Source organism: Undibacterium sp. 5I1 (genome assembly GCF_034314085.1).
GTDB lineage: Bacteria > Pseudomonadota > Gammaproteobacteria > Burkholderiales > Burkholderiaceae_D > Undibacterium.
In genome coordinates this window covers 2,115,982-2,142,055 of record NZ_JAVIWI010000001.1, presented here as the reverse complement: position 1 = coordinate 2,142,055, position 26,074 = coordinate 2,115,982, and the positions used below count along the sequence as shown (strand labels likewise).

Genomic DNA, 26,074 nt, shown 5'->3' with positions numbered 1-26,074 from the left:
GAAATTTGTAATTAAAGAGTGCATCAAATTTATAATTCAAGCTTCATCTCATTCATTAAAAAGGATCAATTATGAGCGCACTTCTTGCTGGTTTAACTGTGTTGATTATTGGTGACAGCCATATGTCCACACCGGATTATCTGATTACCACTTTGCACGACGATTTAATGAGCAAAGGTGCGGTCGTATATTCGTACGGTGCCTGCGGTGTAGCTGCCGGTGAGTGGATGGTTAAAACTCAGTCCTCATGCGGTGGTGCCGTACGTATTAAAGACGGTCCGGTCGAAGTTAAAACTGGTCCTGACGCTGCGACACGTCCTTTTAATGAATTGATTAAAACCTACAAGCCGAATCTAGTCGTTGTTGTCAATGCTGACACGATGGCAGCTTACACCCAGCCAGAATTACCAAAAACCTGGATCTGGCAGCAAGTATCTCGCTTGACTAAAGGTATCAAAAATAACGGCGTTAGCTGCGTTTGGGTAGGTCCAGCCTGGGGTACCGAAGGCGGCCCATTTAACAAGACTTATGCCCGCGCTAAAGAGATGTCTACCTATCTTGCTGATATCGTCGCACCATGTACTTATATCGATTCTCAAAAAATGTCCAAGCAAGGTGAGTGGAGCACGATTGATGGTCAGCATTTCACGACTTCGGGCTACCAATCTTGGGGTGCTGCGATTGGTAATGCGATTGCTGCCCCAGCTGTGTTGGCAACCATCAAGCATTAATTAGTTGTTAGCGGTGAATGCTGTTGACGATTGCCTTGTAGAAGGGCAATCGTCGGAACTGCGCTTACACACTAATCCTGACTTTGAATTCGTAGGTAATTCGTTCTCTTTACTCTGCCCAATATTATGAAAAAACTTTTCGCCGCATGCATTTCCTCGCTCGCAACGCTGGCTGCCATCAATCCACTTGCGGCCTATGCCGATACGCAATTGTATGAAACCGGTCCCAGTGAAGATTCATCCTTTGTGCGCTTTTTGAATGCAAGTGACGATAAAGCCAGCGTAGTCAATGGCGCGGCCAAAATTGCCTTGGGCAATCAGGGTGATGCACGTGTTTCCCGTTTTTATCCTGTCAAAGCGGGCAGTAAATTAACTGCGACGGTACAAATCGGTAGTCACAAAGTACCGGTGGAAGTTACTGCTAAACCTGGTGAGTTCATTACGATTGCGGTGGTCGGTAAAGATGCATCCGCCAAGAGCATGATCGTCAGAGAATCACCAACCGATTTCAACGCAATGCGCTCGTCCTTATCGTTGTCTAATCTGGATGAAAAATGCGCAAGTGCGGCCTTATCTGGCGGCGCGAAAAATACGGCAATTTTAGAAGCAGTTAAACCAGCGACTGTACAACGTCGTTTAATCAATCCTGTAAAACTCTCGGTACAGGCCAGTTGCGATGGTAAGTCCGTCGGCGCTGCGCTAGACATGTCACAACTGCAGGCTGGCGAGCGATACAGCGTATTTGTACTGCCGCTCAAAGTAGGGCGAATAGCGTTTTTTGTACGCGATAATAACTCTTAAGCGGAAGCAGTTATGGTATTCGCGTCCCTTGAGTTTTTAACTCTCTTCCTACCTATTTTCTTTGCGTTTTATTTAATTACACCACAGCGTTTTCGCAACCACACCTTGTTGGTCGGTAGCTGGTTATTTTATGCCTGGTGGACACCTAAATTTTTGTTGTTGATCATCGCCTTGACCGTTCTCGCATGGGGCGCCGCAATCTTGATCGACAAAGCTCAGAATGAACGCGTTAAGACCAGAATCATGGCGACCACCATCGTCCTCAATCTGGCATCTTTGGTCTGGTATAAATATACCAATATGGTGGTGCAATCCCTGAATACTTTTTTTACCGGACATGACTTGCCCACCATTCCGTGGGTCAACGTGATGTTGCCGATTGGCTTGTCATTCACGGTATTGCACGCGATTTCTTATGTGGTCGATGTCCGTCGTAAGACTGTCCCGGCGCAGTACAGCATCATTTCTTTTAGTGCGTATATGGCGATGTTTGGCCATCTGATTGCAGGGCCGATAGTGCGCTATAAAGTCATCGACAAAGAGCTGCGTGAGCGGGTTTTTTCGTCAGAAGAGTTTGCTGCTGGCGTGCGTCGTTTTATGGTCGGCTTTTCGATGAAAGTGTTAATTGCCGATACCTTATCACCGTTTGTATCAATCGCTTTTGGCTTGCATCAACCATCCTTTATGGATGCCTGGGCCGGCTGCGCTGCTTATACCTTGCAACTGTATTTTGATTTTGCCGGCTACAGTGCGATGGCGATTGGTTTAGGCTTGATGCTCGGTTTCCGTTTTCAGGAAAATTTTAATAATCCTTATCTGGCAGTGTCAATTCAAGATTTTTGGCGACGCTGGCATATGACATTGTCGTCATGGCTACGCGACTATTTATATATAGCTCTTGGTGGCAATCGCGGTGGGGCAATCCGCACCTATGTCAACCTGATGCTGACGATGGCGATTGGCGGCTTGTGGCATGGTGGTGATAACTGGAATTTTCTGATCTGGGGGATTATTCAAGGTTCTGCATTGTGCTGTGACCGCGCGTTTACGATGCGTGGTTATTCCATGCCCAATGCCGCATCACGCACTTTGACCTTGTTGGTGGTGATGCTGGCTTGGACGGTGTTTCGCTCTAGCAGTTTTGATGCCGCCCTAGGCATGCTGGCTGGACAAATCGGAGCTAATGGCTTCGCCATGGGTGATGCGGTCAGACTGGCCTTGCGACCTAGCTTGCTGTTGATTTTTGCGATTGGTTTGTTGTGCGTGATTTATCCCGCTAGCAGTTTTGCCAAGCGTGGTGGCTTAGCTACTGTGGGTTGGAGTGGTGTGTGGCGCGCAGTCTGGCCGATACTCACTTTTGTCTATGGCGTCATTGTGTTGGCAGGGCAAAAAGCCATTCCTTTCCTGTACTTCCAGTTTTAAGGAATATCACCATGAGCGAATTTACTCCAAATACATCAAAAACCAGCCGTGCCAACATCATCGGTTTCTTACCAGCAATCGCATTTGTGATTGTATTGGTTGCTGGTTTTGGCGTGACGATTGCCTCTTTGCGGGATGTGCCTGAAACCGCATGGACAGGCATTACTGAGCCACAGCAATTATTCGGTGGCGAATCTACCCGTCGGTTTTCAGCGCAATTGAATGAGCATTTTTTACTCAGTAAGCCATTCAGCCAAATAGAGCGCGCTGTTACCTGGACCATCGCCGGTGATACTGGTACAGCAGTCAGCACTGGTTGCAAAGACTGGTTTTTTCTTAGCGATGAACTAGAAACTTTCCCAGATCCTAATAACTCGGCAATAGCTCGTGCCAATATTGTCAAAGCTTTGGCGAAAAATCTGGCTGGGCGCGGCATACAATTAGTGATCGCCGTTGTGCCAGACAAGTCACGCATAGAGCAAGCGCATTTGTGCGGTTTGCACAGACCCGCCAGTTTTGCAGGACGCATTGATAACTGGGTTGCCTTACTCAAACAATCAAAAATTAATACAATTAATCTGGAGCCAGTGTTGGCCGCGACTCCGGGTGAACGTTATTACCGTACTGATTCGCACTGGAATGAAAACGGCGCAAATGCCGCTGCTGCCGCTATCGCAAGTTATTTGCAAGCAGAAAAAATGCAAGCGATGCCAACTGTAGCTCCTGACAAGGCAGCATTACACAGCACAACAATAGCGCGAGATGGTGATTTGTTACGGGTATCCAATTTGCAAGGCTTACCTGCTATTTTGCGTCCGAAGCCGGAACAGACCCAGTTGACGACGATTGTCGCCAGCGCTGCACCAGACTCTGGCGCAAGCTCCAACACCAGCGATGATTTGTTCGGTGATACCGGATTACCGACAGTGGCCTTGATCGGTACCTCATTCTCCAGAAATGCGAATTTCGTCCCATTTTTAGGTCATTATCTAGGTGCACCCGTCGCTAGTTTTGCAAAAGAAGGAGGTAATTTCGAAGGATCTGCTCTGGCTTACTTAGGCGGGAAAACTTTCCAGCAAAGTCCTCCAAAAGTCGTCTTATGGGAAGTGCCCGAGCGCATGCTACAAAAGCCTTTGAGTGCAGCTGAAACACAATGGCTGAATTATCAGAAGCAAATGAAATAGAGTAAGAAGTTTTTAGAAATTCCCAAAACTAAAGTCCAATAAAAATGCGGCTGCTAGCGTGAAATCATGCCAGCAGTCGCATTTTTATTGGACGTCTGAAAGAGGATTTCAAAAAACATACTCGGACGTATCGCGTCGCTTTATCGTAAATTCCTAAAGACTCGCAATGCCGAGGTATTACTGCGTCGGCATTACCATCTCCGCATGCCTTTAGCAGTCATCCGCCGGCGTCGGTGAATCAAACAACGGCTCAGGATTTCATCTATTCAAATAATCAACCCAAAAAACAGCTAATAAATACATAAATTATTCGTTTTACTGGTATTTAATCGACTGCTAAAGTGAAGCCATATTCCAATTAGATCCAATCTGATCTAGATAGACCCAAGGAGATGGACATGACTTCGACAGCCGCTTTAAGGCAGACCAACGATATAAAGACGGATACAGAATCTGGTTCCGGCTTCGCCACTAATTCTGCTTCCGGCTTCGCCACTAATTCAGCCAGCTTTAGTTCAAACTTATTGAGTTCAAATGCATTTCGTTTAAATACGTTTTTCACGAAAATACCCCATTATTTGCCTGGCATCGCATTGTCGCTTTTGATCGCCAGTATTGCGATAGCGATGGGCAAAATCACCCTCCTGCAAGCCAACGGTATTGGCGCGCTGACGCTGGCGATTGTGCTGGGTATGCTGGTTGGTAACACGATTTATCCACGTATCGCGGTGACTAGCGGTGCTGGCGTCACTTTCAGTAAACAAAATTTACTCCGGCTCGGGATTATTTTATATGGCTTGCGTCTGACGTTTCAAGACATTGCCCGGGTAGGTATCAGCGGAGTCGTGATTGATGCTGCGGTTTTGACCAGCACTTTTTGCCTTGCGTGGTTTCTCGGTACTAAGGTCTTTAAGCTGGATCAAAAAACTGCCATGCTGATTGGCGCCGGTAGTTCTATCTGTGGCGCTGCGGCAGTGATGGCGGCGGAGCCTGTAATTAAAGCCAAGGCAGAGCAAGTGATGGTCGCCGTATCAACTGTAGTGGTGTTCGGCACTGTAGCAATCTTTCTATATCCAGCGCTGTATCACCTGAATGCTCAACTGCATTGGTTGAAGGTCAGCCCAACTGCGTATGGTATTTTTACTGGCTCCACCGTGCACGAGGTTGCCCAAGTCGTTGCTGCAGCCCATGCGATTAGTGAAGACGCTGCAAACACCGCTGTGATCGCCAAGATGGTCAGAGTAATGATGCTGGCACCGTTTTTAATCATCTTGTCGGCGTATCTATCCCGTAGCAAAGCTGCATCGCATGACAAGGATCTTGCCGATCAAATGATCAGCAACAAGCCAGGCAAGATCGTCGTTCCTTGGTTCGCACTAATCTTTGTTGTTGTCGCTGGTATAAATTCCCTGGCTTTTTTACCGCATGCCGTCGTATCTGTCGCGATTGATATTGATACCGTGATCTTAGCCATGGCGATGGCCGCATTAGGTTTGACCACACATGTTTCGGCGATTCGTAAAGCTGGCATCAAACCTTTATTGCTTGCTGCTGTGTTGTTCCTTTGGTTGACTACAGGCGGGCTGGGGATTAACTGCGTTGTTAGTATGTTTTTATAGGGATTTTCATATACTCCCCATTATTTTTATAGAAAATAGCTTATTGTCCAAAGAATATATGGACAGTCAATATATACATGGATGGAGTATGTGGAGCTGCTTGAGTGAATAGTCTGGCGAATTAATGCATCAGCCAGCGTCGTAGAGCAAAGCTAAGCCAGTCAACCATCGCAACTAACATCAGCATTGCAATGATCACTGTGGCAGCGCTTTGCATTTGGAATAAGGACAAAAAATACTTCAGCATTTGCCCCAAACCGCCAGCGCCGACTACGCCCAAAATGGCGGCAGCGCGGATATTGTTTTCCCAGCGGTATAAGGTGTATGACAGCATTTGCGGCAAGGCTTGCGGTAGCTTGGCATACAAAAATGCGTTGATCGCGGTGGCGCCGTTGATGCGTAAAGTGGATTCTGCATGCGGCGACGTATTTTCTAAACTCTCTGCAAATAATCGTCCTAGCACGCCGGTGGTATGTGCGGCCAAGGCAATCGTACCGGCGAATGACCCCAAACCTGCGGCGATCAGCATGATGGATGCCCACACCAGTTCCGGTATGGCACGGGCGACATTCAGAAACAAGCGGGTCGTGCTCATGGCGATGACGCCAAAGCGTCCGCTGGCGGGCAGCGCCAAAAGTAGTCCTAAGATTGCCGCAATCAAGGTGCCTAAAGCCGACATCGCCAAGGTCTCAAACGTAGCAATGCCGACTTTGTGCAGCATGCCGGTGGAGAGATCAGGCGGTGCAAATCCTTGCAGAAATTCGATTGTTTTGCTACCAGCGTCTGCGGTAAATAATTCATTCCATTTGGACGGCAAGCTGATAAAACTGGCAATCACCAATGCTAATAAAAGTAATAATGTGACGGCGGTGACAGGGCGCATCATCTGTGGTGCTTTGGGTAAATTGACTGCTGGCTTGGCCGCATTCATATTTATATTCACATTCGCATTCACATCCAGATCAGGGTGACTCATGTCGCCAGTCCTTTTCTGAATAATTTACTGACGCTATCGGCGATCGCGACCAGCACCACAAACACCAGCAACATGGTCGACACTTCTGCGCCAGATAACATTTTGAGCGACTCATCCATGCGCTGCCCTAAGCCCCCCGCGCCTACAAAACCCATCACGACCGAGCCGCGGATCGCACATTCCCATCGATAAATCGTGTACGAAGTCAGCTCTGCCGCAGCGTTAGGCAAAGCGCCATAGAAGAAGGCGGTGAGTCGGCTGCATCCATTTTGCAGCAAGGTATCGGTTGCCAGCGGATCGCTGGTTTCTAAAATTTCGGCATACACTTTTCCTAGCATGCCCGCATAGGTGAGGGCAATTGCCAGCACACCCGCGGTCGGTCCCAAGCCGACAATGCGGACAAATAACAAGGCCCACACCAGCTCCGGCACACTACGCAACAGCACGAGTACCCAGCGTATGGTCTGGCGGATAAGCATCGCAGGCCAGCTCATACGCCGCAATCCTATGCGTGAGATGGACAGGTGCTCATTAATGATCAGTGTCAGAGGGATCGCTGCGATCATGGCGAGCGCCATGCCCGCGCTTGCCATCGCGATTGTTTGCCAAGTTGCGGTTGCGACGATAAGCAGAAATTCTGTGGAATGCGCTGGCGGGAAAAACGCGATTAGAAAACGCCAGGTCGCATTCAGACTTTGCGCGTCCATCAGTTCCCACGGTTTGAATTCCGTCATCACCAGCATCGGCCACAAGAGTATCAATCCGAGGACAAACAGAGTGATGCGACCGCGCCAGGCGGGATCAGTTGTTATTGTGGAGCCAGATGGCATGGAGGTCAGTAACATGCGCACGATTATTAAAAGCAGCGCTGATCAACGGCACAATTAGCCAGTGCATCAATGTCGGCTTGCATTGCATCTGACGGATTTGGATTGCCGACCATACTCGCCATACCCGGTTCTAGCAGATCAGCGCTTGCATTTTGATATAACGCGGCAATCATCTCATCTGTCACATGTTCACTATCAAAAAAAACTTTGCCGTCGCGCAAGCCGATAATCCGTTTGAAATACTGACGTGCCAATTCAACCTGATGCAGGCTGCATACCATCGTGGCTTGCCGTTGGGTTGCTTCTTGTTGCAGAGTTTGCAGTGTTTGGATTGCCAGTCTTGGATCAAGCGCAGACAGCGGCTCGTCAATCAACAGCAGTTTTGCATCAGACAAAATGAGCCGTGCTAAAGCGCAGCGCTGACGTTCTCCACCAGATAAGCGGTCCACGCGTGCATATAATTTATCTTGCAAATCAAAACGTGATAAAGCCTGCCAGGCAGCGAGCGGGTCGGTCGGTTTGAGCAGACTACGCAAGGATTTCCACAGCGACCATTGCGGCAGACAACCCGCCAGCACGCTGGTAATCACGCGTTGTCTTGCCGGTAGTGGTGGGGTTTGCGGCGCTAAAAAAAGTTGGCTACGTAAGTTGTGTCGTGCGCGATGTGACAAGGTCCACGGCTGTTGACCTAGCAATTGAATCTGACCCAACTCGGGTCGCAAGGCGCAAGCCAGGGTGTGTAGCAAAGTCGTTTTACCTGCACCAGACGGGCCGATAATCGCGACTTGCTCGCCTTGCTTTAGATGCAGCGTCAGATTATTCAACGCCCATTCTGGCGCACCTGCGTTTTTGCCCGAACGATTACTGGACGCAGGATGGCCTACATGCACACCATCCAATTGCACGCTGACTGAGCTCACGTTGGCACCGTTCTCCATGAGGCCAGTTACTTTTGAGTCTGACATGCAAATTTATTTCAGCAAGCCAGCGTTATGTGCAGCAGCTTCGATCGCTTTATAGTTCTCTGCTTTAGTAGGAATAAAACGAGTCGCACGTTGCAAATCTAAAATTTCTTTATCTTGTGGATTGGCTGGGTCTAAAGATAAAAATGCATCGCTGATTTTTTTGCGCAATTCCGCAGGCATATCGGCGCGTACCGACCAGTTGTAATCAAAATAGCCTGGTGTCGTGAAGAACACTCGCACTTGTTTGGTATCCACTTTGTTTTGTGAGACCAGTTTTTCCCAGACCGAAATGTTCAAGGCGCCTGCATCTACCTTGCCACCAGACACCGCAGCCACCGTTGCATCATGCGCGCCAGAAAAAGCGATACGCTTTAAATCGGTATCAGGATTAATTTTGGCAGCCAGCAAATACGAGCGCGGCATTAAATGACCAGAGGTGGAGGATTCTGAACCGAAGGTGAAGGTCTTGCCCTTCAAATCTTCTAGCTTAGTGATAGCGGGATTGGTAGTGATGAAAACGGATTTAAACTTTTCATCTTCTTCGCGCTGTACCAGCGGAACGACCTGACCTTTGCTGCGGGCATTGGCTTGCACAAAGGTAAAACCGCCGAACCAGACCATATCCAGTTTGTTATTGATCAAACCCTCAACCGAAGCGGCGTAATCAGTCACTGGCGTGAATTCAACTTTCATGCCCAATTTCTTCTCCAGATACGCGCCCAGTGGTTTGAACTTGCGTTGTAACTCTGTCGGTGCTTCATCAGGGATCGCAGAAACCCGCAATACCTGCTGCGCCAATGCTAAGCCAGATGCGGATAATAAAGTCGCAGCGACAGCGGCATGGAACAAGCGGCGTGAGGGTAAAAAAGAAGATAAAAAGCGCATGATGTGTTTCCTTGAATAAAGTTGAAATAATAATACTGGTAGTGGGTATATTTTAGTCGTCCATATATTCATTGGACTATCAGTCATATTTGTAAAATAAATTGGGGAGTATATTCAATAAATTGATCGAACACCCAGAAGAAACAAGTGGTGAACAACATTAAAGAGCAACAGCGAAGCGTAAAGTAATGCAAAAGAGATCGGAGAAAAAGAGCAAGATAATTACATCTGCACTAAGCTATTTTTCTTAACTCGGCTCAATTTTATTCAATTTTGTTCAATAAGCACTACACATCTTTAGTGTCGGTCGGAGCTGGATTTTGTTCGTGCTCTAATGCTAAATAATGGCTTTGATTACGACCACTTTGTTTGGCTTTATACAGCGCTGCATCGGCAGCTTCCAGCAAATTATGGAGTGAAATATCTTTATCACTCAAATACGTGCTGACGCCGATACTGATACTGATTTGCTGACAAATCCGGGATTTGGTATGTGGAATGGCGATATCAAAAATCGCAGCACGGATTTTCTCCGCAAATTGCATCGCACCTTGTTCTGGCATATTCGGCATCATCAGAACGAATTCTTCACCGCCATAACGTGCCACGATATCGGTCGCACGCAAGAGCTGTGTCTTTAATGTTTTTGCGACTTTGATAAGCGCTTTGTCACCCGCGATATGACCGTAAAAATCGTTGTACTCTTTAAAGAAATCAATATCCAACATAAAGATCGATAAGGGTAATTTTTGGCGACGAGAATGCGCCATCGCAATTGCAAAATGCTCGTCAAAAAAGCGCCGGTTGTAGATGCCGGTAAGGCTGTCGGTACTAGCTTCTTTCTTCAATATCTCTGAGTGTGAGCGCAACATTTTTTCGCGCTTGATGGAGGCGCTGGAGTCGGTAATCTGGATTAGGCAACAGCGTTCTTCATCATCAGAAAATAACGGTGTGATCGAAATAGATTGGTGCATACGTACACGGTCGTCACTCAGTTCGCTGGGATCATATAAGGCCAGCGGCGAGCGATGCAGAGCGTTCGATAATACGACAGGCAAGCCGTAATTTAAGGTATTGCGGAGCGAGGTTAAAAAAGCCGCGCTCGGGCTTTCATTAAACACTTCAGCGAGTTTTTTTGTGATTGCTTGGTCGGTACTGACATCGCTGTGCTTGACCATCCAGTCATTCCACATCAACACTTGTTCATCGGCGTTGACAAGAATCAAGCCCATGTTAATCGTGTTAAAAATTTGGTCAGCTTTTTTTACAAGAAGCTGCTGGGAACTGTTGACCGGTTCCCCTGCGGATTCAGTCATCAGATGTTACCTAAAAAACGGTCAATTTGATCAACGAGATTTTTTAATGATGCAGAACTCAGCAAGAAAACCAGGTGGCCTTCGGAATGGCGTTTTTCTATCGCCAGATCGATATGCAATACCAGAATATAGGGATGTTCCGTAGTCTGAGCAATGCGCTTAAACAGATCCTCAGTCGAGGCAATCGCATAGTGTGGCAACGAGCTGTTGAACGAGATATCGAGCATGTCTGCGACGGCAGATAAACACGCATTGAGTATGATGTTGCCTAGCTCGCACATGGCTTCTTGTTCAAACTCTGCCAATTCTTCTATGCTCATTTGCGAGCCCATCATGTCGCGCACAATTTCCAGCGCATGATCTTCTGTAAAGATCAACACCGCTTCAGCGTCAAATGGCCCTGTAAATTGCTGCGTCACTGCGCCAAAGCGATTGCCTGCAATCGCCATGATGGAGGCATCAATCTCGGTCGATTTTCTGACCTCGACTTTGGGTACGGATAACCTTACTTCATCGCCGACGATTTCGCTCAGGCTGGCTGCGGCTCTGCCGGCGCCGACATTAAATACTTCGCTAAGTGCGTCGAGATGAAGTTCAGTTAAAGTATTCATAAGGATTTAACTTAGCTGCCTAGAAAATGAGTCAGTGCGTTTGCGATCGATTTTTCTGTCACTGGCTTGGCGACAAAAACAGCGCCCAAAGCTTGTGCGCGGGTTTGTAAGGTTTCTTGAATATTGGCTGAAAAAATCACGATACGCATGGAAGGATGTTGACCCAGAATTTTCTCTGCGGCGTCGGTGCCTAGCATGCCGGGCATGTTGACATCCATCGTACAAAAATCAGGTAATTCTTTATCAGCAGTGAGGATGGCCTCTTCACCCGTTGCTGCCTCGACAATAATCCAATCTGCATGCTTGGCCAGAATGTGGGCTTTGATCACCATACGGGATACTTTGCTGTCATCCACGATCAGTAATTTTTTTGTGATTGATGTCATGCGCATTACTTTCTTAACTTAAGTACTTATTTATTTGTTTTTTGTTACAGGCATTTTACCCGAAGGGGCATGCGAAGTAACACCTGATTTGGCAACATCAACCCAGATTTTCCATTAGAACAACGCCGGGCAGTTCGCCAAAGGTGTAATTGTCTCTGTAGCGTTTGCACTGATATCGCAGTGGTGTTATTGCCCTGCACACCGCATGCCATTTGTGTTTATGCGCAGCGGTAGCGGTCTGATGGGAAATCTGGGTTAAGACACAATCTTTGCATTCTTTAACCTACGCCATAAGGTCGTTCTGCTGATCCCTAAATAATGCGCAACGGCTTCACGATTATTCTCAAAATGTTGCATGACTTTTTCTAAGGATGCGCCGTTTAAATTTGCCTGCAGAATGTCTGACGTATCTTCTGATAGATTTGCTAATGCTGCTTCCGTAGCAACTCGGTTGCTAATTACTTTGCTAATCTCACCATACACAAGCCCCGGACTAAGTTCCTGTACAAGCTCAGGTGTAAGCCCCGATGCAAGCTCGGGAGCTACCTTCATCAGCAGACTTGGCGTTAACGCTTGTAAAGGTTCTGCAGCTAAAAACAAGGCGAGTCTTTCCATCATATTACGTAGTTCTCTGACATTACCTGGCCAGTCATGGCGCGCCAATAAATTGCTGCAAGTTAATATTTCTGCATGAAGATTGGCGTGTGGGCGTTTGCCAAGGTTCGCAAGCGCCTGTTTCAGGCACCATTCTGCCAATGGCACCAGATCGTCCTTACGATCCCGTAAGCTTGGCAACTGCAGGCGCAGCACAGCCAGACGGTAAAACAAGTCGGAGCGGAATCGACCCTCTTTTATCCTGGCATCCAGATCGCAATGAGTGGCACTGATAATCCGGACGTCCACCGGAATCGGGCGTATGCCACCAACCCGGACCACTTCGCGTTCCTCCAAAACGCGCAGCAATCTGGTTTGCAGACTCAAAGGCATTTCGCCTATTTCATCCAAAAACAAGCTGCCGCGATGGGCTGCCTCAAATAAGCCTGCATGACCACCGCGTCGCGATCCGGTAAAAGCGCCGTCTTCGTAGCCAAACAATTCTGACTCTAATAAAGATTCTGCAATCGCGCCGCAATTGACGGCGACAAAAGGGTGGCGTGCTCTGGGGCTTTCTTTATGCATCGCCTGTGCGGCGAGTTCTTTACCAGTGCCGGTTTCGCCTTGCAGTAAGACGGTTGCCGGGGAGCGGGCGAAAAGCATAATGGACTGGCGGGTTGCTAGCATTGCAGCAGACTCGCCGCGCAGATCCGAGAGATTGTGGCGTGCACGTAAGGATTCTGCCGCCGGATGATGCCTGCCTCGGGCAGATTCTAGACGGGTTAATCGGGCGATTTCTAAGGCGTCTTCGAAGGATTGGCGGATAGACTCGGCTGAGTACATAAAGATGCCGGTCAAACCCGCTTCTTGCGCCAAATCCGTGATCAGGCCTGCGCCGACGATGGCTTTGATGCCATTTGCCTTCAGTTCGCTAATTTGTGCCCGCGCATCTTCCTCGGTGACATAAGTGCGTTGCTCCAGCTTAAAACCAAACGTATTTTTGAATTCGACCAGTTCTGGCATCGTTTCTTGATAGGTGATCAAGCCGATCTCGGCAGAAACTTTGCGCGCACGCGCTAAGGCTTGCATGACATCAAAGCCGCTGGCTTTGGCAATGACGACGGGAATCGGTAGACGATTTTTGAGATAGGCGCCATTCGATCCGGCAGCAATTACTGCATCGCAACGTTCCGTGAGCAGGCGCTGGCGGATATGTTGGGCGGCTTCTTCAAATCCGAGATGTAATGGTTCGATGGTCGCGCTGCCATCGTATTCGACCATGATGTCGCGGAATAGATCGAACAAGCGCGAGATAGAAACCGTCCAGATAACGGGTTTGTCGCCGCTGTCACGTGCAATTGGTGGAGGTGAGCGCATGATGAGCCAGATTCTGTGAGTGATATTACTGGGTATGTTGCAATGTGTGTTTCATGCAATGTTTCAAAAGATGTTTCAAGTGGCGTTTCATTTTACTCCTTATGGTTCAGTTGAAACATTGATTTGAAACAAATTTGCTTTTTGCAGGAAATTACTATCTGATGATTTAACTTTAAGTCATTGATTTGTATGGTGCTTGATAAAAATCGTGCATGAACTAATGTGACTGGCATATTGATTGCAAAGGCAAGGCTAGTAAAACCGTATTGGTAAAACGAAATACTGCATAATTTTTTGAAAGGTCACATCATGAATCAACTCTCCGCTGGAGCCCGTTTTCGTCAGGCGATGCAAGAAGAATCGCCGCTACAAGTGGTCGGCGCGATCAATGCTAACCATGCTTTGTTAGCGAAACGAGCAGGTTTTAAGGCGATTTATCTATCGGGTGGCGGTGTCGCTGCGGGATCGTTGGGGCTGCCAGATTTGGGCATCTCCAACTTGGACGACGTTTTGACGGATGTCCGCCGGATTACCGATGTCTGCGATCTGCCTTTGCTGGTGGACGTGGATACTGGTTTTGGCTCTTCAGCTTTTAACGTGGCGCGCACGGTCAAGTCGATGATTAAGTTTGGCGCTGCAGCGATGCATATCGAAGATCAGGTCGGCGCCAAGCGTTGTGGTCATCGTCCGAATAAAGAAATTGTCAGCAAGCAAGAGATGGTAGACCGCATCAAAGCAGCAGTGGATGCGCGTACTGATGAGAGTTTTGTCATCATGGCGCGTACTGATGCGCTGGCAGTGGAAGGGCTGGAAGCTGCGATGGAACGTGCCATTGCCTGCGTAGAAGCGGGTGCAGACATGATTTTCCCTGAGGCGATTACAGAGCTGGCGATGTACAAGCAATTTGCCGCGGCAGTCAAAGTGCCGGTCTTGGCGAACATCACAGAATTTGGTTCTACACCGTTGTACACAGTGGAAGAATTAGCCGCTGCCGATGTGGGCTTGGTGCTATACCCGTTGTCCGCTTTTCGCGCGATGAACAAGGCAGCCGAAAGTGTCTACACCGCGATCCGTCGTGACGGCACACAAAAAAATGTGGTCGATACCATGCAAACCCGCATGGAATTGTATGAGCGTATTAACTACTATGATTTTGAGCAAAAGCTGGATGCCTTGTTTATGCAGCAAAAAGCAAAATAAGTTGTGCTTAATTTTTTGTATATGCCTGTAAATCCAGGCCAAGAACTAAGTGATTAATTGTATTAAAACAATATACTCCCCATTATTTTTTGATAAATAGGCTAATTGTCCATAGAATCATTGGACAGTCTAGTTATACTGATTGGGAGTATATTCATATTTAACTGTGGAGAACACGATGACTGAAGCCGTTCCTTTCAAACCAAAAAAATCCGTTGCCTTATCTGGTGTTGCTGCCGGTAACACTGCTCTGTGCAGCGTCGGCAAAACTGGTAACGATTTGCACTATCGCGGCTACGACATTCTGGACGTTGCAGATGCCTGCGAGTTTGAAGAAATTGCGCATCTGCTGGTGCACGGCAAATTGCCTAATATCGCTGAGCTTAAAGCCTATAAAAACAAGCTGAAATCCTTGCGCGGTTTGCCCGCTAATATGAAAGCAGCGCTAGAAGCTCTGCCAGCGTCTGCCCATCCGATGGATGTCATGCGCACGGGTGTCTCGGTTTTAGGTTGCACCTTGCCAGAAAAAGATGATCACAATACGCCAGGCGCGCGTGATATCGCTGACCAGTTAATGGCGTCTCTTGGCTCCATGCTACTGTACTGGTACCACTTTAGTCACAACGGCAAACGGATAGACGTCGAGACGGATGATGATTCTATTGGTGGACATTTCCTGCATCTGTTGCACGGTAAAAAGCCAAGCGCATCATGGGAAAAAGCCATGCATACGTCGCTGATTTTATATGCAGAACACGAGTTCAACGCGTCCACATTTACCTGCCGCGTGATCGCTGGTACAGGCTCTGATATCCACTCCGCTATCACCGGCGGCATTGGTGCTTTGCGCGGACCAAAACACGGTGGTGCTAATGAAGTTGCATTTGAAATTCAGAAGCGTTACGACAATCCGGATGAAGCAGAAGCGGACATCAAAAAGCGGGTAGAAAATAAAGAAGTGGTGATTGGTTTTGGACATCCGGTCTATACCGTGTCTGATCCCCGTAACAAAGTCATCAAAGAAGTCGCACGTCAGTTGTCGGTTGAGGCAGGCTCTACCAAAATGTTTGATATTGCTGAACGCTTAGAAACAGTAATGTGGGATATCAAAAAAATGTTCCCGAATCTGGACTGGTTCTCTGCCGTGTCTTATCACATGATGGGCGTGCCAACTGCCATGTTCACACCGTTGTTCGTCATTGCGCGCACTTCCGGCTGGGCAGCACACATCATTGAACAGCGTATCGATAACAAGATCATTCGTCCAAGCGCGAATTATGTTGGTCCTGAAGATTTGCAATTTGTGGCGCTGAAAGACCGTAAGTAAACAGCTTTTTCGCTAGCTAGCAAACAAGAAATTGGTGGATGCACATGACATACCTGCCACTTTCTTGGCTGCTGCGATTCGATTATTTTAGACTGACTGAATGATGAATACTCAATTCCGCAAACAACTCCCAGGCACTACGCTGGATTACTTCGATACGCGTGCCGCAGTCGATGCGATTGCGCCTGGTGCGTATGATAAGTTGCCATACACATCTCGTGTTCTTGCCGAGAATCTGGTACGTCGTTGCGATCCGGCGACACTGACCGACTCATTGAAGCAATTCATTGAACGTAAGCGTGATCTGGATTTTCCGTGGTTCCCGGCACGTGTGGTGTGTCACGACATTCTCGGACAAACTGCGCTGGTTGATTTGGCCGGTTTGCGTGATGCGATTGCGGACCAAGGTGGTGATCCGGCTCAGGTCAATCCTGTGGTGCCTGTACAGTTGATTGTCGATCATTCGCTGGCAGTGGAGTGTGGCGGTTTTGATCCCGATGCGTTCAATAAAAATCGTGCGATTGAAGACCGTCGTAATGAAGATCGTTTCGACTTCATCAACTGGACTAAAAAAGCGTTCAAGAATGTCGATGTGATCCCGCCGGGTAATGGCATCATGCATCAGATCAATCTGGAGCGTATGTCTCCGGTGATTCAGATCAAAGATGGCGTGGCTTTCCCCGATACTCTAGTCGGTACTGACAGTCACACACCACATGTGGATGCCTTGGGTGTACTGGCGATTGGTGTTGGTGGCTTAGAGGCAGAAAACGTGATGTTGGGTCGTGCCTCGTGGATGCGTTTGCCAGATATTATCGGCGTAGAACTGTCTGGTCGTCCACAACCGAATATTACGGCGACCGACGTCGTTCTGGCCATGACCGAGTTTTTGCGTAAACAAAAAGTGGTTGGCGCGTATCTCGAATTTTATGGCGAAGGCGCTGCTGCATTAACCCTTGGCGACCGTGCAACGATTTCCAATATGGCACCGGAATATGGCGCGACCGCAGCGATGTTTTCTATCGACCAACAAACGATCGACTATCTGAAATTGACTGGACGTGAAGATGAACAAGTCAAACTGGTGGAGACGTATGCCAAGCACACTGGCTTGTGGGCAGATAGCTTGAAGACAGCTGAGTATGAGCGGGTACTGAAATTTGATCTGTCTTCCGTAGTACGTAATATGGCCGGCCCGTCCAACCCGCATGCACGTGTTGCCACTGCTGATCTGGCAAGCAAAGGTATCGCAGGTAAATGGGATGATGTACCAGGACAGATGCCGGATGGCGCAGTCATCATCGCTGCAATTACCAGTTGCACCAATACCAGTAACCCACGTAATGTGATCGCAGCTGCTTTGCTGGCGCGCAACGCTAACAGGCTTGGTTTGACGCGTAAGCCTTGGGTCAAATCCTCACTCGCACCGGGTTCTAAAGCAGTGACTTTGTATCTGGAAGAAGCGGGCTTGATGGGTGATTTGGAGAAACTTGGATTTGGCGTTGTGGCCTATGCCTGTACTTCTTGTAATGGTATGTCCGGTGCTCTGGATCCTGTCATTCAGCAAGAGATTATTGACCGTGATTTATATGCGACTGCGGTGTTGTCGGGTAACCGTAATTTTGATGGACGTATCCATCCATATGCAAAGCAAGCCTTCCTTGCTTCACCTCCTTTAGTGGTGGCATATGCAATTGCCGGTACCGTACGTTTTGATATTGAAAAAGATGTGTTGACTGTGGTCGATGGCAAAGAAATTCGCCTGAAAGATATTTGGCCCACCGATGAAGAAATTGATTCCATCGTCAAATCCAGCGTCAAGCCTGAACAATTCCGTAAAGTCTATGAGCCCATGTTTGCGATTCAGGCCGACAATGGTGAAAAGCTTACTCCGCTGTATGACTGGCGTCCACAAACCACCTATATCCGCCGTCCGCCGTATTGGGAAGGCGCGCTCGCAGCACCTCGCACGATGAAGGCGATGCGTGCATTGGCCGTATTGGGGGACAACATTACGACCGATCATTTATCACCATCGAATGCCATTATGCTGGACAGCGCTGCTGGCGCTTATCTCGCAAAAATGGGTTTGCCGGAAGAGGATTTCAATTCCTACGCAACGCATCGCGGCGATCATTTGACAGCACAGCGCGCCACATTTGCGAACCCGACATTGAAGAACGAAATGGTATTGGAAGACGGCAAAGTCAAAGCCGGCTCATTGGCACGCATTGAACCAGAAGGCAAAGTCACCCGCATGTGGGAAGCGATAGAAACCTACATGGAGCGTAAGCAGCCACTGATCATCGTCGCAGGGGCGGATTATGGACAAGGTTCCTCACGTGACTGGGCGGCAAAAGGCGTGCGTCTGGCGGGTGTAGAGGCAATTGCGGCAGAGGGTTTCGAACGTATTCATCGTACTAATCTGGTTGGGATGGGTGTATTGCCACTGGAATTTAAACCGGGTGTCAATCGCCTGACTTTGCAAATTGATGGCACTGAAACCTTCGATGTCATTGGTCAGCGTACACCTCGTGCCACCTTGACATTGGTGATCAACCGTAAAAATGGCGAACGTATTGAAGTGCCGATGACTTGTCGTCTGGATACAGCGGAAGAAGTATCGATTTACGAAGCGGGCGGTGTATTGCAGCGTTTTGCTCAGGACTTTCTAGAATCAACAAAGGCGATCTAAGAAGCTTAGGGTATGCCATGCGCACCCTTCCGTATTAAATGTCGCAAAGATCAATAGGAATTAGCATGACCCACGTTCCACAAATCAAAATCCCCGCGACCTACATTCGCGGTGGAACCAGCAAGGGTGTCTTTTTTCGCTTGCAGGATTTGCCAGTAGTAGCGCAAGTCTCTGGTGCAGCGCGTGATGCTTTGCTCTTACGCGTCATCGGTAGCCCTGATCCTTATGGCAAGCAGATTGACGGTATGGGAGGTGCGACATCGAGTACCAGCAAGACAGTCATCCTGTCCAAAAGTACCAAGGCGGATCATGATGTGGATTACCTGTTCGGTCAGGTCGCGATCGATAAAGCCTTTGTTGACTGGAGCGGCAACTGTGGCAATCTGTCTGCGGCGGTTGGTTCCTTTGCGATTAGTGCAGGATTGGTGGACGCAAGTCGCATTCCACAAAACGGTGTTGCTGTGATCCGAATTTGGCAAGCGAATATCGCCAAAACCATCATCGCACATGTACCGATTACCAATGGCGAAGTGCAAGAGACCGGCGATTTTGAACTTGACGGTGTGACCTTTCCTGCAGCAGAAGTACAGCTAGAATTTATGGACCCGGCAGCGGATGAAGACGGTGCTGGTGGCTCTATGTTCCCGACCGGGAATTTGGTTGATGACCTGGATGTGCCTGGCGTTGGCATACTCAAAGTGACGATGATCAATGCCGGTATTCCGACTATCTTTGTGAACGCAGAATCCATCGGATATACAGGAACTGAGTTGCAAGATGCGATCAATAACGATCCTGTCGCACTGGCGAAATTCGAAACTATACGTGCCTACGGCGCAGTCCGCATGGGACTCATCAAGCAGGTTGATGAAGCGGCGAACCGGCAGCATACGCCGAAGGTCGCCTTCGTTGCTCAACCTGCTGATTATGTGTCATCTAGCGGCAAACAAGTCGCGGCGGCCGAGATCGATTTGTTAGTACGTGCGATGTCGATGGGCAAATTACATCACGCGATGATGGGTACCGCAGCAGTGGCAATTGGTACTGCCGCCGCTATTCCCGGCACGCTAGTCAATCTTGCCGCTGGCGGTGGCGATCGGACAGCGGTTCGCTTCGGCCATCCTTCAGGCACTTTACGCGTCGGTGCGGAAGCTACGCAGGTCAATGGAGAATGGGCTGTGAAAAAGGCCATCATGAGCCGCAGTGCACGTATTTTGATGGAAGGTTGGGTACGTGTACCAGGCGACTCGTTCTGAGCTTTGAAGCCGTTCCAACTGCTAAAGAAATAAAAATTAACGCCAATAATAAAAAATCAAAAATGCGCGAGGCACAGCAATAATCCCAATGGAGACAATATGAACTTTGCAGACTTTTACCAAAAATCGATCAACGATACGCAGGCGTTTTGGCATAAGGAGGCAGAGCTGATCCATTGGGAAGAGCCGTATTCACAAGCGTTGGATGATTCCCGTCCACCGTTCACAAAATGGTTCGTCGGTGGCAAGACTAATCTCTGTTACAACGCCGTAGATCGCTGGCTAGAAACGCAGGGGGACAAGCCCGCACTGATTGCGATTTCGACAGAAACTAATACAGAAAAAACCTATACCTTTGCGGAGCTGCATACAGAAGTGCAGCGCATGGCAGCCATCATGTTGTCGTTGGGCGTGCGCAAAGGTCAGCAAGTATTGATCTATATGCCGATGATCGCTGAGGCTGCCTTTGCGATGCTGGCTTGTGCGCGTATCGGCGCGATTCATTCTGTCGTATTTGGTGGCTTTGCATCTAAAAGTCTGGCAACGCGGATTGATGACTGCAAGCCCGTGCTGATCGTCTCAGCAGATGCAGGGATGCGTGGCGGTAAGTCTGTGCCATATAAGCCGCTACTGGATGATGCCATTGTGATGGCGACTCACAAGCCAAGCCAGGTTTTGCTAGTTGATCGCGGTCTGGAAAAAATGCAACTCGTTACTGGACGCGATGCTGATTACGCCTCTTTACGACGGCAGTATCTGGAGCCGCATGCTTCGGCAAATGTGCCAATTACCTGGCTGGAATCAAACGACATTTCATACGTGCTGTACACCTCAGGTACTACCGGAAAACCCAAAGGCGTGCAGCGCGATGTGGGCGGTTATGCCGTTGCATTAGCATCGTCGATGAAGCATATTTTTTGCAGTCATCCAGGTGAAACTTACTTCGCCACGTCAGATATCGGCTGGGTCGTCGGACACTCCTACATCGTGTACGGCCCTCTGATCGCTGGTATGGCTACGATTATGTATGAGGGTACGCCAATACGTCCTGATGCTGGCGTATGGTGGAGCATCGTCGAAAAATATAAAGTGTCGCGGATGTTCTCGGCACCCACGGCTGTGCGGGTTTTGAAAAAATATCCGTCAGAGCTGATGAAAAAATATGACTTGTCTTCGCTCAAAGCTTTATATCTGGCGGGCGAACCTTTAGATGAGACAACCTCAAGCTGGATTGCGACAGAGCTTGGGGTGCCCATTATTGATAATTACTGGCAGACAGAAACTGGCTGGCCAATTTTGTCCGTTGCGCGTGGTATCGAATACAAAGAGACCCGGCTCGGCAGCCCCGGTGTCGCTATGTATGGTTATGACGTAAAAATCATCAATGAATCAACAGGAGAAGAGTGCGGCGCTGGTGAAAAAGGGGTTGTTGCGATCAAAGGCCCCTTGCCGCCAGGTTGCATGCAGACGATCTACGGTGATGATCAGCGATTTGTGCAGACTTATTGGAGTAATTTTCCACAAGCGCAGTTATATTCCACATTCGATTGGGGCATTAAAGACGCTGACGGTTATTACTTTATTTTGGGACGTACTGATGATGTAATTAATGTTGCTGGTCACCGTTTGGGAACTCGTGAAATTGAAGAAAGTATTTCTAGTCATCCACAAATATCCGAAGTGGCTGTAGTTGGCGTGGAAGATAAATTAAAGGGACAGGTCGCTATTGCATTTGCGATTTTAAAAAATCCTGAGATTGCGAGCTCACAAGAATCCAGACGGGTACTGGAAGCTGAGGTGATTGCAGTAGTTGACAAACATTTGGGCGGCATCGCCAGGCCAGCGCGTGTCCATTTTGTGACGGTTTTACCAAAAACACGATCGGGCAAATTATTACGTCGCTCGATTCAGGCAATTTGTGAGGGGCGCGATGCGGGTGATTTAACGACCATAGAAGACCCTACTTCGTTAGACCAGATCAAATTGGCAATTATGAGTTGATGACAAACGCGCCTATATTGGTGGTAATGTTGTTACTGTCGGCGTTTTTAAATTGACCGTATTTAACAATCAATTACTTGAGACGCGGCAAATATGTATCCATACTGAAACTTCTTAAACAATAACGGGGGAGTACAAATGGCAACAATATCAAAATACATGGCCGGAATCTCATGCAGTGTGACATTGAGCGCTTTGTTAGTTACCAGCGCCTTTGCAGCAGCTGAACGAGGATCGGAGCCGGAAGCAGAGGCTATGGTCAAGCAAGCTGTTGCACTGATTAAATCTGGCGGAACTGAAAAAGCCTATGCCACTTTTACTGATCATCCGAATGGCGCATTTAAAGACCGTGACTTGTATATTTTTGTCTACGACTTTAAAGGTAACTGTCTGGCGCAAGGTGCAAACCCTAAAATGGTCGGCAAAAATCTGGTTGGCTTAAAAGACGTTGACGGTAACGCTTTCATCCAAGGCATGATTAATGTCGTTAAAGAAAAACAAAAGGGCTGGTATGGTCCTTACAAGTTCACTAATCCTAATACAAAAGATTATGAATTGAAAAAATCGTATTGCGAAAAAGGTGAGGGCGAGACGATGGTCTGTGTCGGTACCTATGTCGTGAAATAAAAATTGACTGAAGTTGATGTCCGCTGACAAAGCCTGATCAAGTTTGATTTAGCTTGATTTAGGTTGATTTAGGTTGATAAAAAAAGACCTCCGACATTTCACTATGCCGGAGGTCTTTTTTTTGTGCTTTACCTTACTTGTCTGACTTTGCTTTATTTTCGCGCTATAAAAATCTCGTGTGCTTCCGTGTACAGTAATTGCGTAGATTATTAAACTAACAGCGCCGCAGTCAGTGACCGTACTTCTTCATCAGATTCTTCCAGAATGCTATTGAGAGTGCCGTCACCGACGACGAAGTCAATCTCTGATGCATATTGGATGGCAGCACTGTCGAAACGTATTTCTAATGGCGAATGGACGGATGCCAGTTCGTTCGCCAGCAGCAGCGTATCTCCCAGGGTCTCTGGCGGCATGGCGCGTAATCCATACCATAATGCCTCTACTGCATCGAGTACAGGTTGCGGCAGCAGCAGATTCTTTAAGACGACGCGTCCAATAATTGTTTCTGGCGTCTCTTCCGTGCTTTCGATAATGGTGTCCGCGAAAGCAGGTAGATCTGTTAATGGCGGTTGTAGTTGGTTGTCGAGCAGGCAGGGGAATTCTTCGGCGCGTGACAACATATAAAAACCACCAACCTCATGCACTATCCCGGCAAACATCGCGGTGTCAGGGTCAAGTTTGGTAATGCGTCGTGCGATGACTTGCGACAGAGCAGCGACTTGCGCAGTGTGTTCCCACAACTGGTTTGCCATCGCCCGTAACATAGGGTCTTTGCTGGTGCCAGCAAGTTGGCGTACCACTAAACTGGCAACGATAGAACGTAATGTTCTAAAGCCTAGCCGGGCAATTGCAGAACGTACATTAGTAATTTCTGTGCCCCGGCTATACGCGGCTGAATTGGCGATTGCCACTACGCGTGCCGCTAGCAGAGGCTCGTTCATGACCAACTTGGCCGCAGTATCGACACTACAATCAGGCGTATCCAGCACTTGCTGAATTTTGAGAGAGGCAGTCACGTTAGTAGAGAAAATTAATTCTCCGCGATTGGCCTCGGCGACGATACTGTTGAGGGCTTCCGTTTTATCCATGGCAGATTTCATATTGGCATTGGTATAAATACACACCGGCAGTGCCGGACCTGATTCCAATTCTGATTCAATACGACAGTAGTGTTACAAGAGCCTTAGCATAAGAGCTTTAATTTTAATATCAGCAAATATGCAAACTCATAGCCAACAAGCTGCTGTGCAACATACACATTGTCGTCATCGGCTATAAGTTATCACGAATATTGTAAATTATTCTATATCTTTTGTTGCTCCGCGATCCATCTATCCATCTTGGCTTCTAATAAAGCTAATGGCAAGGTGCCGTCACTCAAAATGGCATCATGAAAACTGCGTAAATTAAATTTTGTCCCCAGCTTACTCATAGCGCGCTGCCTGAGTTCCATTATTTTAAGTGAACCAATTTTATAGCCAAGCGCCTGACCCGGCCATGCCATATATCGTTCCGTAGCATTTAAGGCTGATGCCTCATCATACCCCAATGTTGCCTGAAGGTATTTAATTGTTTCTTCCCTTGTCCAACCTTTTGCATGCAAGCCTGTATCGACGACTAGACGTGATGCCCGTAACAACTCATCGGTCAAATGTCCCAGATAGGCATTTGGGTCTTCATATAAGCCCATCTCTTTACCCAAGGTTTCGGCATACAGCGCCCAACCCTCAGTGTAGGCGTTATTGCCGCCAAATTTGCGGAATTTAGGAATATCCAATTCTTGCATCAACGCCAAGTGGAAATGGTGTCCAGGCTGGCCTTCATGTAAAAACAAGGTGGTCATTTCTGTGGTCGGATATTCTTTAGGATCGTTAATCACAGCCCAAAAAACACCTGGGCGCGAACCATCAATTGCAGGCGCTGAGTAATGATCGGATGCGGTCAAACGGCTGATCTCTGGTTCAGGGCGAATATCCAGCGGCGATTTTGGGATTCGGCCAAACAGCTGCGGCAGCTTGGTTCTGATCACGGCATCAATACGGCGATATCCCGCTAATACATCTGCCTCGGTCTTAAACGGGCGATATTCGTTTTGCGTCGCAATCCATCCTGGCAAACCTTTTGGATCGCCGCTATAACCGAGTTTTGGTCCCAGTAAAACAAATTCATTTTGAATTCTGGCGACTTCTTTCAAACCGATCGCATGAATCGTTTCTGGATCGAGATTCGTGGTGGTCTGATCGCGCACCAAGGCCTGATACCATTTGGCGCCGTTCGGCAAAACGCCCAGTCCAGAACTGCTGCGGCTGGCAGCGAGGTAATCCGTTTGCATGAAAGTATTGAGCTTGCTCAGCGACGGCAAAATTTTCTGCGTAATCATGGCGCGATACGCCGCCGTCAGCCGCGTTTTATCGACATCACTAAAACTGGCGGGGAAGTTTTTAACCGGTGCGTAATAAGGATGATTTTCGGCCGATTCTGTGACCAGGACTTTTAACTGGGGCAGGGTAGAAACGACCAGCGCACGCGGTAAGACAATGCCTTTTTTGATCCCTTCACGCATATTCAAGATCGCCTGATCTATCCACGCTGGTAAATGAGAAACACGCTTCAAAAAGAGCTCATATTGGGCTGGCGTTTGTAGCGGTTGCGAGCTTTGTCCACCCGCAAAATTAGCCAGTGTCACAGGGATGCTGTCCATCTGATTGATCGGCATTAAGCGATCATTAAAACCTGCCATCGCTAACAATGATTGCACTTCATAATCGAGACAATCATAAGTCACCTGATCTGCCGCGCTGAGCGCAGCGCGAGGTATGCGTACCAACTCTTGCGCTACTTTTTTCACCATCGCTAATTGACGTGCTCTGACCGCTGGCACTAGCGTCATCGGCAATTGATCATCAAAACGGTTATCGCCATTGAAGGTTGCTGACAAGGGCTCAAAACCTGCTGCCTGGTTATAGTAATTTTCTGCAAGAGTATTAAGTTGCTTCCCTACTTTATTGGATGTTGGACTGGTCGCTGTCGTTAAATTTGCTTCCTTCTCTGCTTGATTAGCAAAGGCATTAGGACTTACCAGCAACGCTGTACTCAAGGAAATACTAAGGACGCCTAGAGAAAGATAAAGACCAGCAACATTAGAAAAACCAGGCAGAGAAGCAAACTTACGCATGTAATTCGTCCTAACAAAGGAAATAAAAATAAGAAGAAAGCTTAAATAAAAACAGCTAAAAAATAGCTAAGGAAAATAGACTATGCAGTGGCGCTA

The 26,074-nt window shown here is 48.1% G+C and carries 21 protein-coding genes; 11 read left to right on the top strand and 10 right to left on the bottom strand.

Annotated features, from left to right (window positions below; genetic code table 11):
- The first annotated feature begins 71 nt into the window (after positions 1 to 71).
- From RGU72_RS09495 to RGU72_RS09475, 5 genes are all read left to right on the top strand, one after another.
- Positions 72 to 731 carry an SGNH/GDSL hydrolase family protein gene (locus RGU72_RS09495; protein WP_322119492.1) on the top strand — a complete coding sequence of 220 codons (660 nt, stop codon included), beginning with the start codon at positions 72 to 74 and terminating at the stop codon, positions 729 to 731.
- Between the two features lie 126 nt (positions 732 to 857).
- Complete coding sequence (locus RGU72_RS09490) at positions 858 to 1,532, top strand: alginate O-acetyltransferase AlgF (RefSeq protein WP_322119491.1); 675 nt, start codon at positions 858 to 860, stop codon at positions 1,530 to 1,532.
- A 12-nt stretch (positions 1,533 to 1,544) separates the two neighbouring features.
- A complete protein-coding gene (locus tag RGU72_RS09485) occupies positions 1,545 to 2,954 on the top strand; it encodes an MBOAT family O-acyltransferase (protein ID WP_322119490.1) in 1,410 nt (469 codons plus the stop codon).
- 11 nt (positions 2,955 to 2,965) lie between these two features.
- Positions 2,966 to 4,138 (top strand): alginate O-acetyltransferase AlgX-related protein, encoded by a 1,173-nt coding sequence (locus RGU72_RS09480; protein ID WP_322119489.1) that lies wholly within the window; start codon positions 2,966 to 2,968, stop codon positions 4,136 to 4,138.
- Positions 4,139 to 4,764: 626 nt separating this feature from the next.
- Positions 4,765 to 5,757 (top strand): YeiH family protein, encoded by a 993-nt coding sequence (locus RGU72_RS09475; RefSeq protein WP_416200160.1) that lies wholly within the window; start codon positions 4,765 to 4,767, stop codon positions 5,755 to 5,757.
- 121 nt (positions 5,758 to 5,878) lie between these two features.
- On the opposite strand, the gene phnE is transcribed toward RGU72_RS09475, so the two are convergent.
- The 8 genes from phnE to prpR all read right to left on the bottom strand — a co-directional run bounded on the left by phnE (position 5,879) and on the right by prpR (position 13,697).
- On the bottom strand, positions 5,879 to 6,688 hold the full coding sequence (gene phnE / locus RGU72_RS09470; RefSeq protein WP_322121606.1) for a phosphonate ABC transporter, permease protein PhnE: 810 nt from the start codon (positions 6,686 to 6,688) through the stop codon (positions 5,879 to 5,881).
- 41 nt (positions 6,689 to 6,729) lie between these two features.
- Positions 6,730 to 7,578: an ABC transporter permease gene (locus RGU72_RS09465; protein WP_322119487.1), complete on the bottom strand. Its 849-nt coding sequence runs from the start codon at positions 7,576 to 7,578 to the stop codon at positions 6,730 to 6,732.
- Between the two features lie 11 nt (positions 7,579 to 7,589).
- On the bottom strand, positions 7,590 to 8,528 hold the full coding sequence (locus RGU72_RS09460; protein ID WP_322119486.1) for a phosphonate ABC transporter ATP-binding protein: 939 nt from the start codon (positions 8,526 to 8,528) through the stop codon (positions 7,590 to 7,592).
- A gap of 6 nt (positions 8,529 to 8,534) precedes the next feature.
- Positions 8,535 to 9,413: a putative selenate ABC transporter substrate-binding protein gene (locus RGU72_RS09455; protein WP_322119485.1), complete on the bottom strand. Its 879-nt coding sequence runs from the start codon at positions 9,411 to 9,413 to the stop codon at positions 8,535 to 8,537.
- A 287-nt stretch (positions 9,414 to 9,700) separates the two neighbouring features.
- Positions 9,701 to 10,645 (bottom strand): GGDEF domain-containing protein, encoded by a 945-nt coding sequence (locus tag RGU72_RS09450; RefSeq protein ID WP_322119484.1) that lies wholly within the window; start codon positions 10,643 to 10,645, stop codon positions 9,701 to 9,703.
- A gap of 83 nt (positions 10,646 to 10,728) precedes the next feature.
- The gene (locus RGU72_RS09445) at positions 10,729 to 11,340 is read right to left on the bottom strand and encodes a chemotaxis protein CheX (RefSeq protein WP_322119483.1); all 612 of its coding nucleotides are present in this window, start codon (positions 11,338 to 11,340) and stop codon (positions 10,729 to 10,731) included.
- Between the two features lie 11 nt (positions 11,341 to 11,351).
- Positions 11,352 to 11,726: a response regulator gene (locus tag RGU72_RS09440; protein WP_322119482.1), complete on the bottom strand. Its 375-nt coding sequence runs from the start codon at positions 11,724 to 11,726 to the stop codon at positions 11,352 to 11,354.
- A gap of 255 nt (positions 11,727 to 11,981) precedes the next feature.
- Positions 11,982 to 13,697 (bottom strand): propionate catabolism operon regulatory protein PrpR, encoded by a 1,716-nt coding sequence (gene prpR / locus RGU72_RS09435; RefSeq protein WP_322119481.1) that lies wholly within the window; start codon positions 13,695 to 13,697, stop codon positions 11,982 to 11,984.
- 309 nt (positions 13,698 to 14,006) lie between these two features.
- Here prpR and prpB point away from each other — a divergent pair, with 309 nt between their 5' ends.
- From prpB to RGU72_RS09405, 6 genes are all read left to right on the top strand, one after another.
- The gene (gene prpB, locus RGU72_RS09430; RefSeq protein WP_322119480.1) at positions 14,007 to 14,897 is read left to right on the top strand and encodes a methylisocitrate lyase; all 891 of its coding nucleotides are present in this window, start codon (positions 14,007 to 14,009) and stop codon (positions 14,895 to 14,897) included.
- A gap of 178 nt (positions 14,898 to 15,075) precedes the next feature.
- Positions 15,076 to 16,224 (top strand): 2-methylcitrate synthase, encoded by a 1,149-nt coding sequence (prpC, locus tag RGU72_RS09425; RefSeq protein ID WP_322119479.1) that lies wholly within the window; start codon positions 15,076 to 15,078, stop codon positions 16,222 to 16,224.
- Positions 16,225 to 16,327: 103 nt separating this feature from the next.
- Entirely contained in the window at positions 16,328 to 18,919 is a 2,592-nt protein-coding gene (gene acnD, locus RGU72_RS09420) for a Fe/S-dependent 2-methylisocitrate dehydratase AcnD (RefSeq protein WP_322121605.1), read from the top strand.
- A gap of 65 nt (positions 18,920 to 18,984) precedes the next feature.
- A complete protein-coding gene (gene prpF, locus RGU72_RS09415; protein WP_322119478.1) occupies positions 18,985 to 20,175 on the top strand; it encodes a 2-methylaconitate cis-trans isomerase PrpF in 1,191 nt (396 codons plus the stop codon).
- Between the two features lie 48 nt (positions 20,176 to 20,223).
- The gene (locus tag RGU72_RS09410) at positions 20,224 to 22,176 is read left to right on the top strand and encodes a propionate--CoA ligase (RefSeq protein ID WP_322121604.1); all 1,953 of its coding nucleotides are present in this window, start codon (positions 20,224 to 20,226) and stop codon (positions 22,174 to 22,176) included.
- A 138-nt stretch (positions 22,177 to 22,314) separates the two neighbouring features.
- Positions 22,315 to 22,803, top strand: coding sequence for a cache domain-containing protein (locus RGU72_RS09405; protein ID WP_322119477.1), 489 nt, complete (start codon positions 22,315 to 22,317; stop codon positions 22,801 to 22,803).
- A 209-nt stretch (positions 22,804 to 23,012) separates the two neighbouring features.
- On the opposite strand, the gene RGU72_RS09400 is transcribed toward RGU72_RS09405, so the two are convergent.
- Positions 23,013 to 23,891: an HDOD domain-containing protein gene (locus RGU72_RS09400; protein WP_322121603.1), complete on the bottom strand. Its 879-nt coding sequence runs from the start codon at positions 23,889 to 23,891 to the stop codon at positions 23,013 to 23,015.
- Between the two features lie 215 nt (positions 23,892 to 24,106).
- Positions 24,107 to 25,978 carry a DUF885 domain-containing protein gene (locus RGU72_RS09395; protein WP_322119476.1) on the bottom strand — a complete coding sequence of 624 codons (1,872 nt, stop codon included), beginning with the start codon at positions 25,976 to 25,978 and terminating at the stop codon, positions 24,107 to 24,109.
- Positions 25,979 to 26,074: the final 96 nt, after the last annotated feature.

Coding starts and splice junctions, on each gene's coding strand:
- RGU72_RS09495 (WP_322119492.1), top strand. CDS start 72: ATGAGCGCACTTCTTGCTGGTTTAACTGTGTTGATTATTGGTGACAGC.
- RGU72_RS09490 (WP_322119491.1), top strand. CDS start 858: ATGAAAAAACTTTTCGCCGCATGCATTTCCTCGCTCGCAACGCTGGCT.
- RGU72_RS09485 (WP_322119490.1), top strand. CDS start 1,545: ATGGTATTCGCGTCCCTTGAGTTTTTAACTCTCTTCCTACCTATTTTC.
- RGU72_RS09480 (WP_322119489.1), top strand. CDS start 2,966: ATGAGCGAATTTACTCCAAATACATCAAAAACCAGCCGTGCCAACATC.
- RGU72_RS09475 (WP_416200160.1), top strand. CDS start 4,765: ATGGGCAAAATCACCCTCCTGCAAGCCAACGGTATTGGCGCGCTGACG.
- phnE (WP_322121606.1), bottom strand. CDS start 6,688: ATGAATGCGGCCAAGCCAGCAGTCAATTTACCCAAAGCACCACAGATG.
- RGU72_RS09465 (WP_322119487.1), bottom strand. CDS start 7,578: ATGTTACTGACCTCCATGCCATCTGGCTCCACAATAACAACTGATCCC.
- RGU72_RS09460 (WP_322119486.1), bottom strand. CDS start 8,528: ATGTCAGACTCAAAAGTAACTGGCCTCATGGAGAACGGTGCCAACGTG.
- RGU72_RS09455 (WP_322119485.1), bottom strand. CDS start 9,413: ATGCGCTTTTTATCTTCTTTTTTACCCTCACGCCGCTTGTTCCATGCC.
- RGU72_RS09450 (WP_322119484.1), bottom strand. CDS start 10,645: ATGGGCTTGATTCTTGTCAACGCCGATGAACAAGTGTTGATGTGGAAT.
- RGU72_RS09445 (WP_322119483.1), bottom strand. CDS start 11,340: ATGAATACTTTAACTGAACTTCATCTCGACGCACTTAGCGAAGTATTT.
- RGU72_RS09440 (WP_322119482.1), bottom strand. CDS start 11,726: ATGACATCAATCACAAAAAAATTACTGATCGTGGATGACAGCAAAGTA.
- prpR (WP_322119481.1), bottom strand. CDS start 13,697: ATGCGCTCACCTCCACCAATTGCACGTGACAGCGGCGACAAACCCGTT.
- prpB (WP_322119480.1), top strand. CDS start 14,007: ATGAATCAACTCTCCGCTGGAGCCCGTTTTCGTCAGGCGATGCAAGAA.
- prpC (WP_322119479.1), top strand. CDS start 15,076: ATGACTGAAGCCGTTCCTTTCAAACCAAAAAAATCCGTTGCCTTATCT.
- acnD (WP_322121605.1), top strand. CDS start 16,328: ATGAATACTCAATTCCGCAAACAACTCCCAGGCACTACGCTGGATTAC.
- prpF (WP_322119478.1), top strand. CDS start 18,985: ATGACCCACGTTCCACAAATCAAAATCCCCGCGACCTACATTCGCGGT.
- RGU72_RS09405 (WP_322119477.1), top strand. CDS start 22,315: ATGGCAACAATATCAAAATACATGGCCGGAATCTCATGCAGTGTGACA.
- RGU72_RS09400 (WP_322121603.1), bottom strand. CDS start 23,891: ATGGATAAAACGGAAGCCCTCAACAGTATCGTCGCCGAGGCCAATCGC.
- RGU72_RS09395 (WP_322119476.1), bottom strand. CDS start 25,978: ATGCGTAAGTTTGCTTCTCTGCCTGGTTTTTCTAATGTTGCTGGTCTT.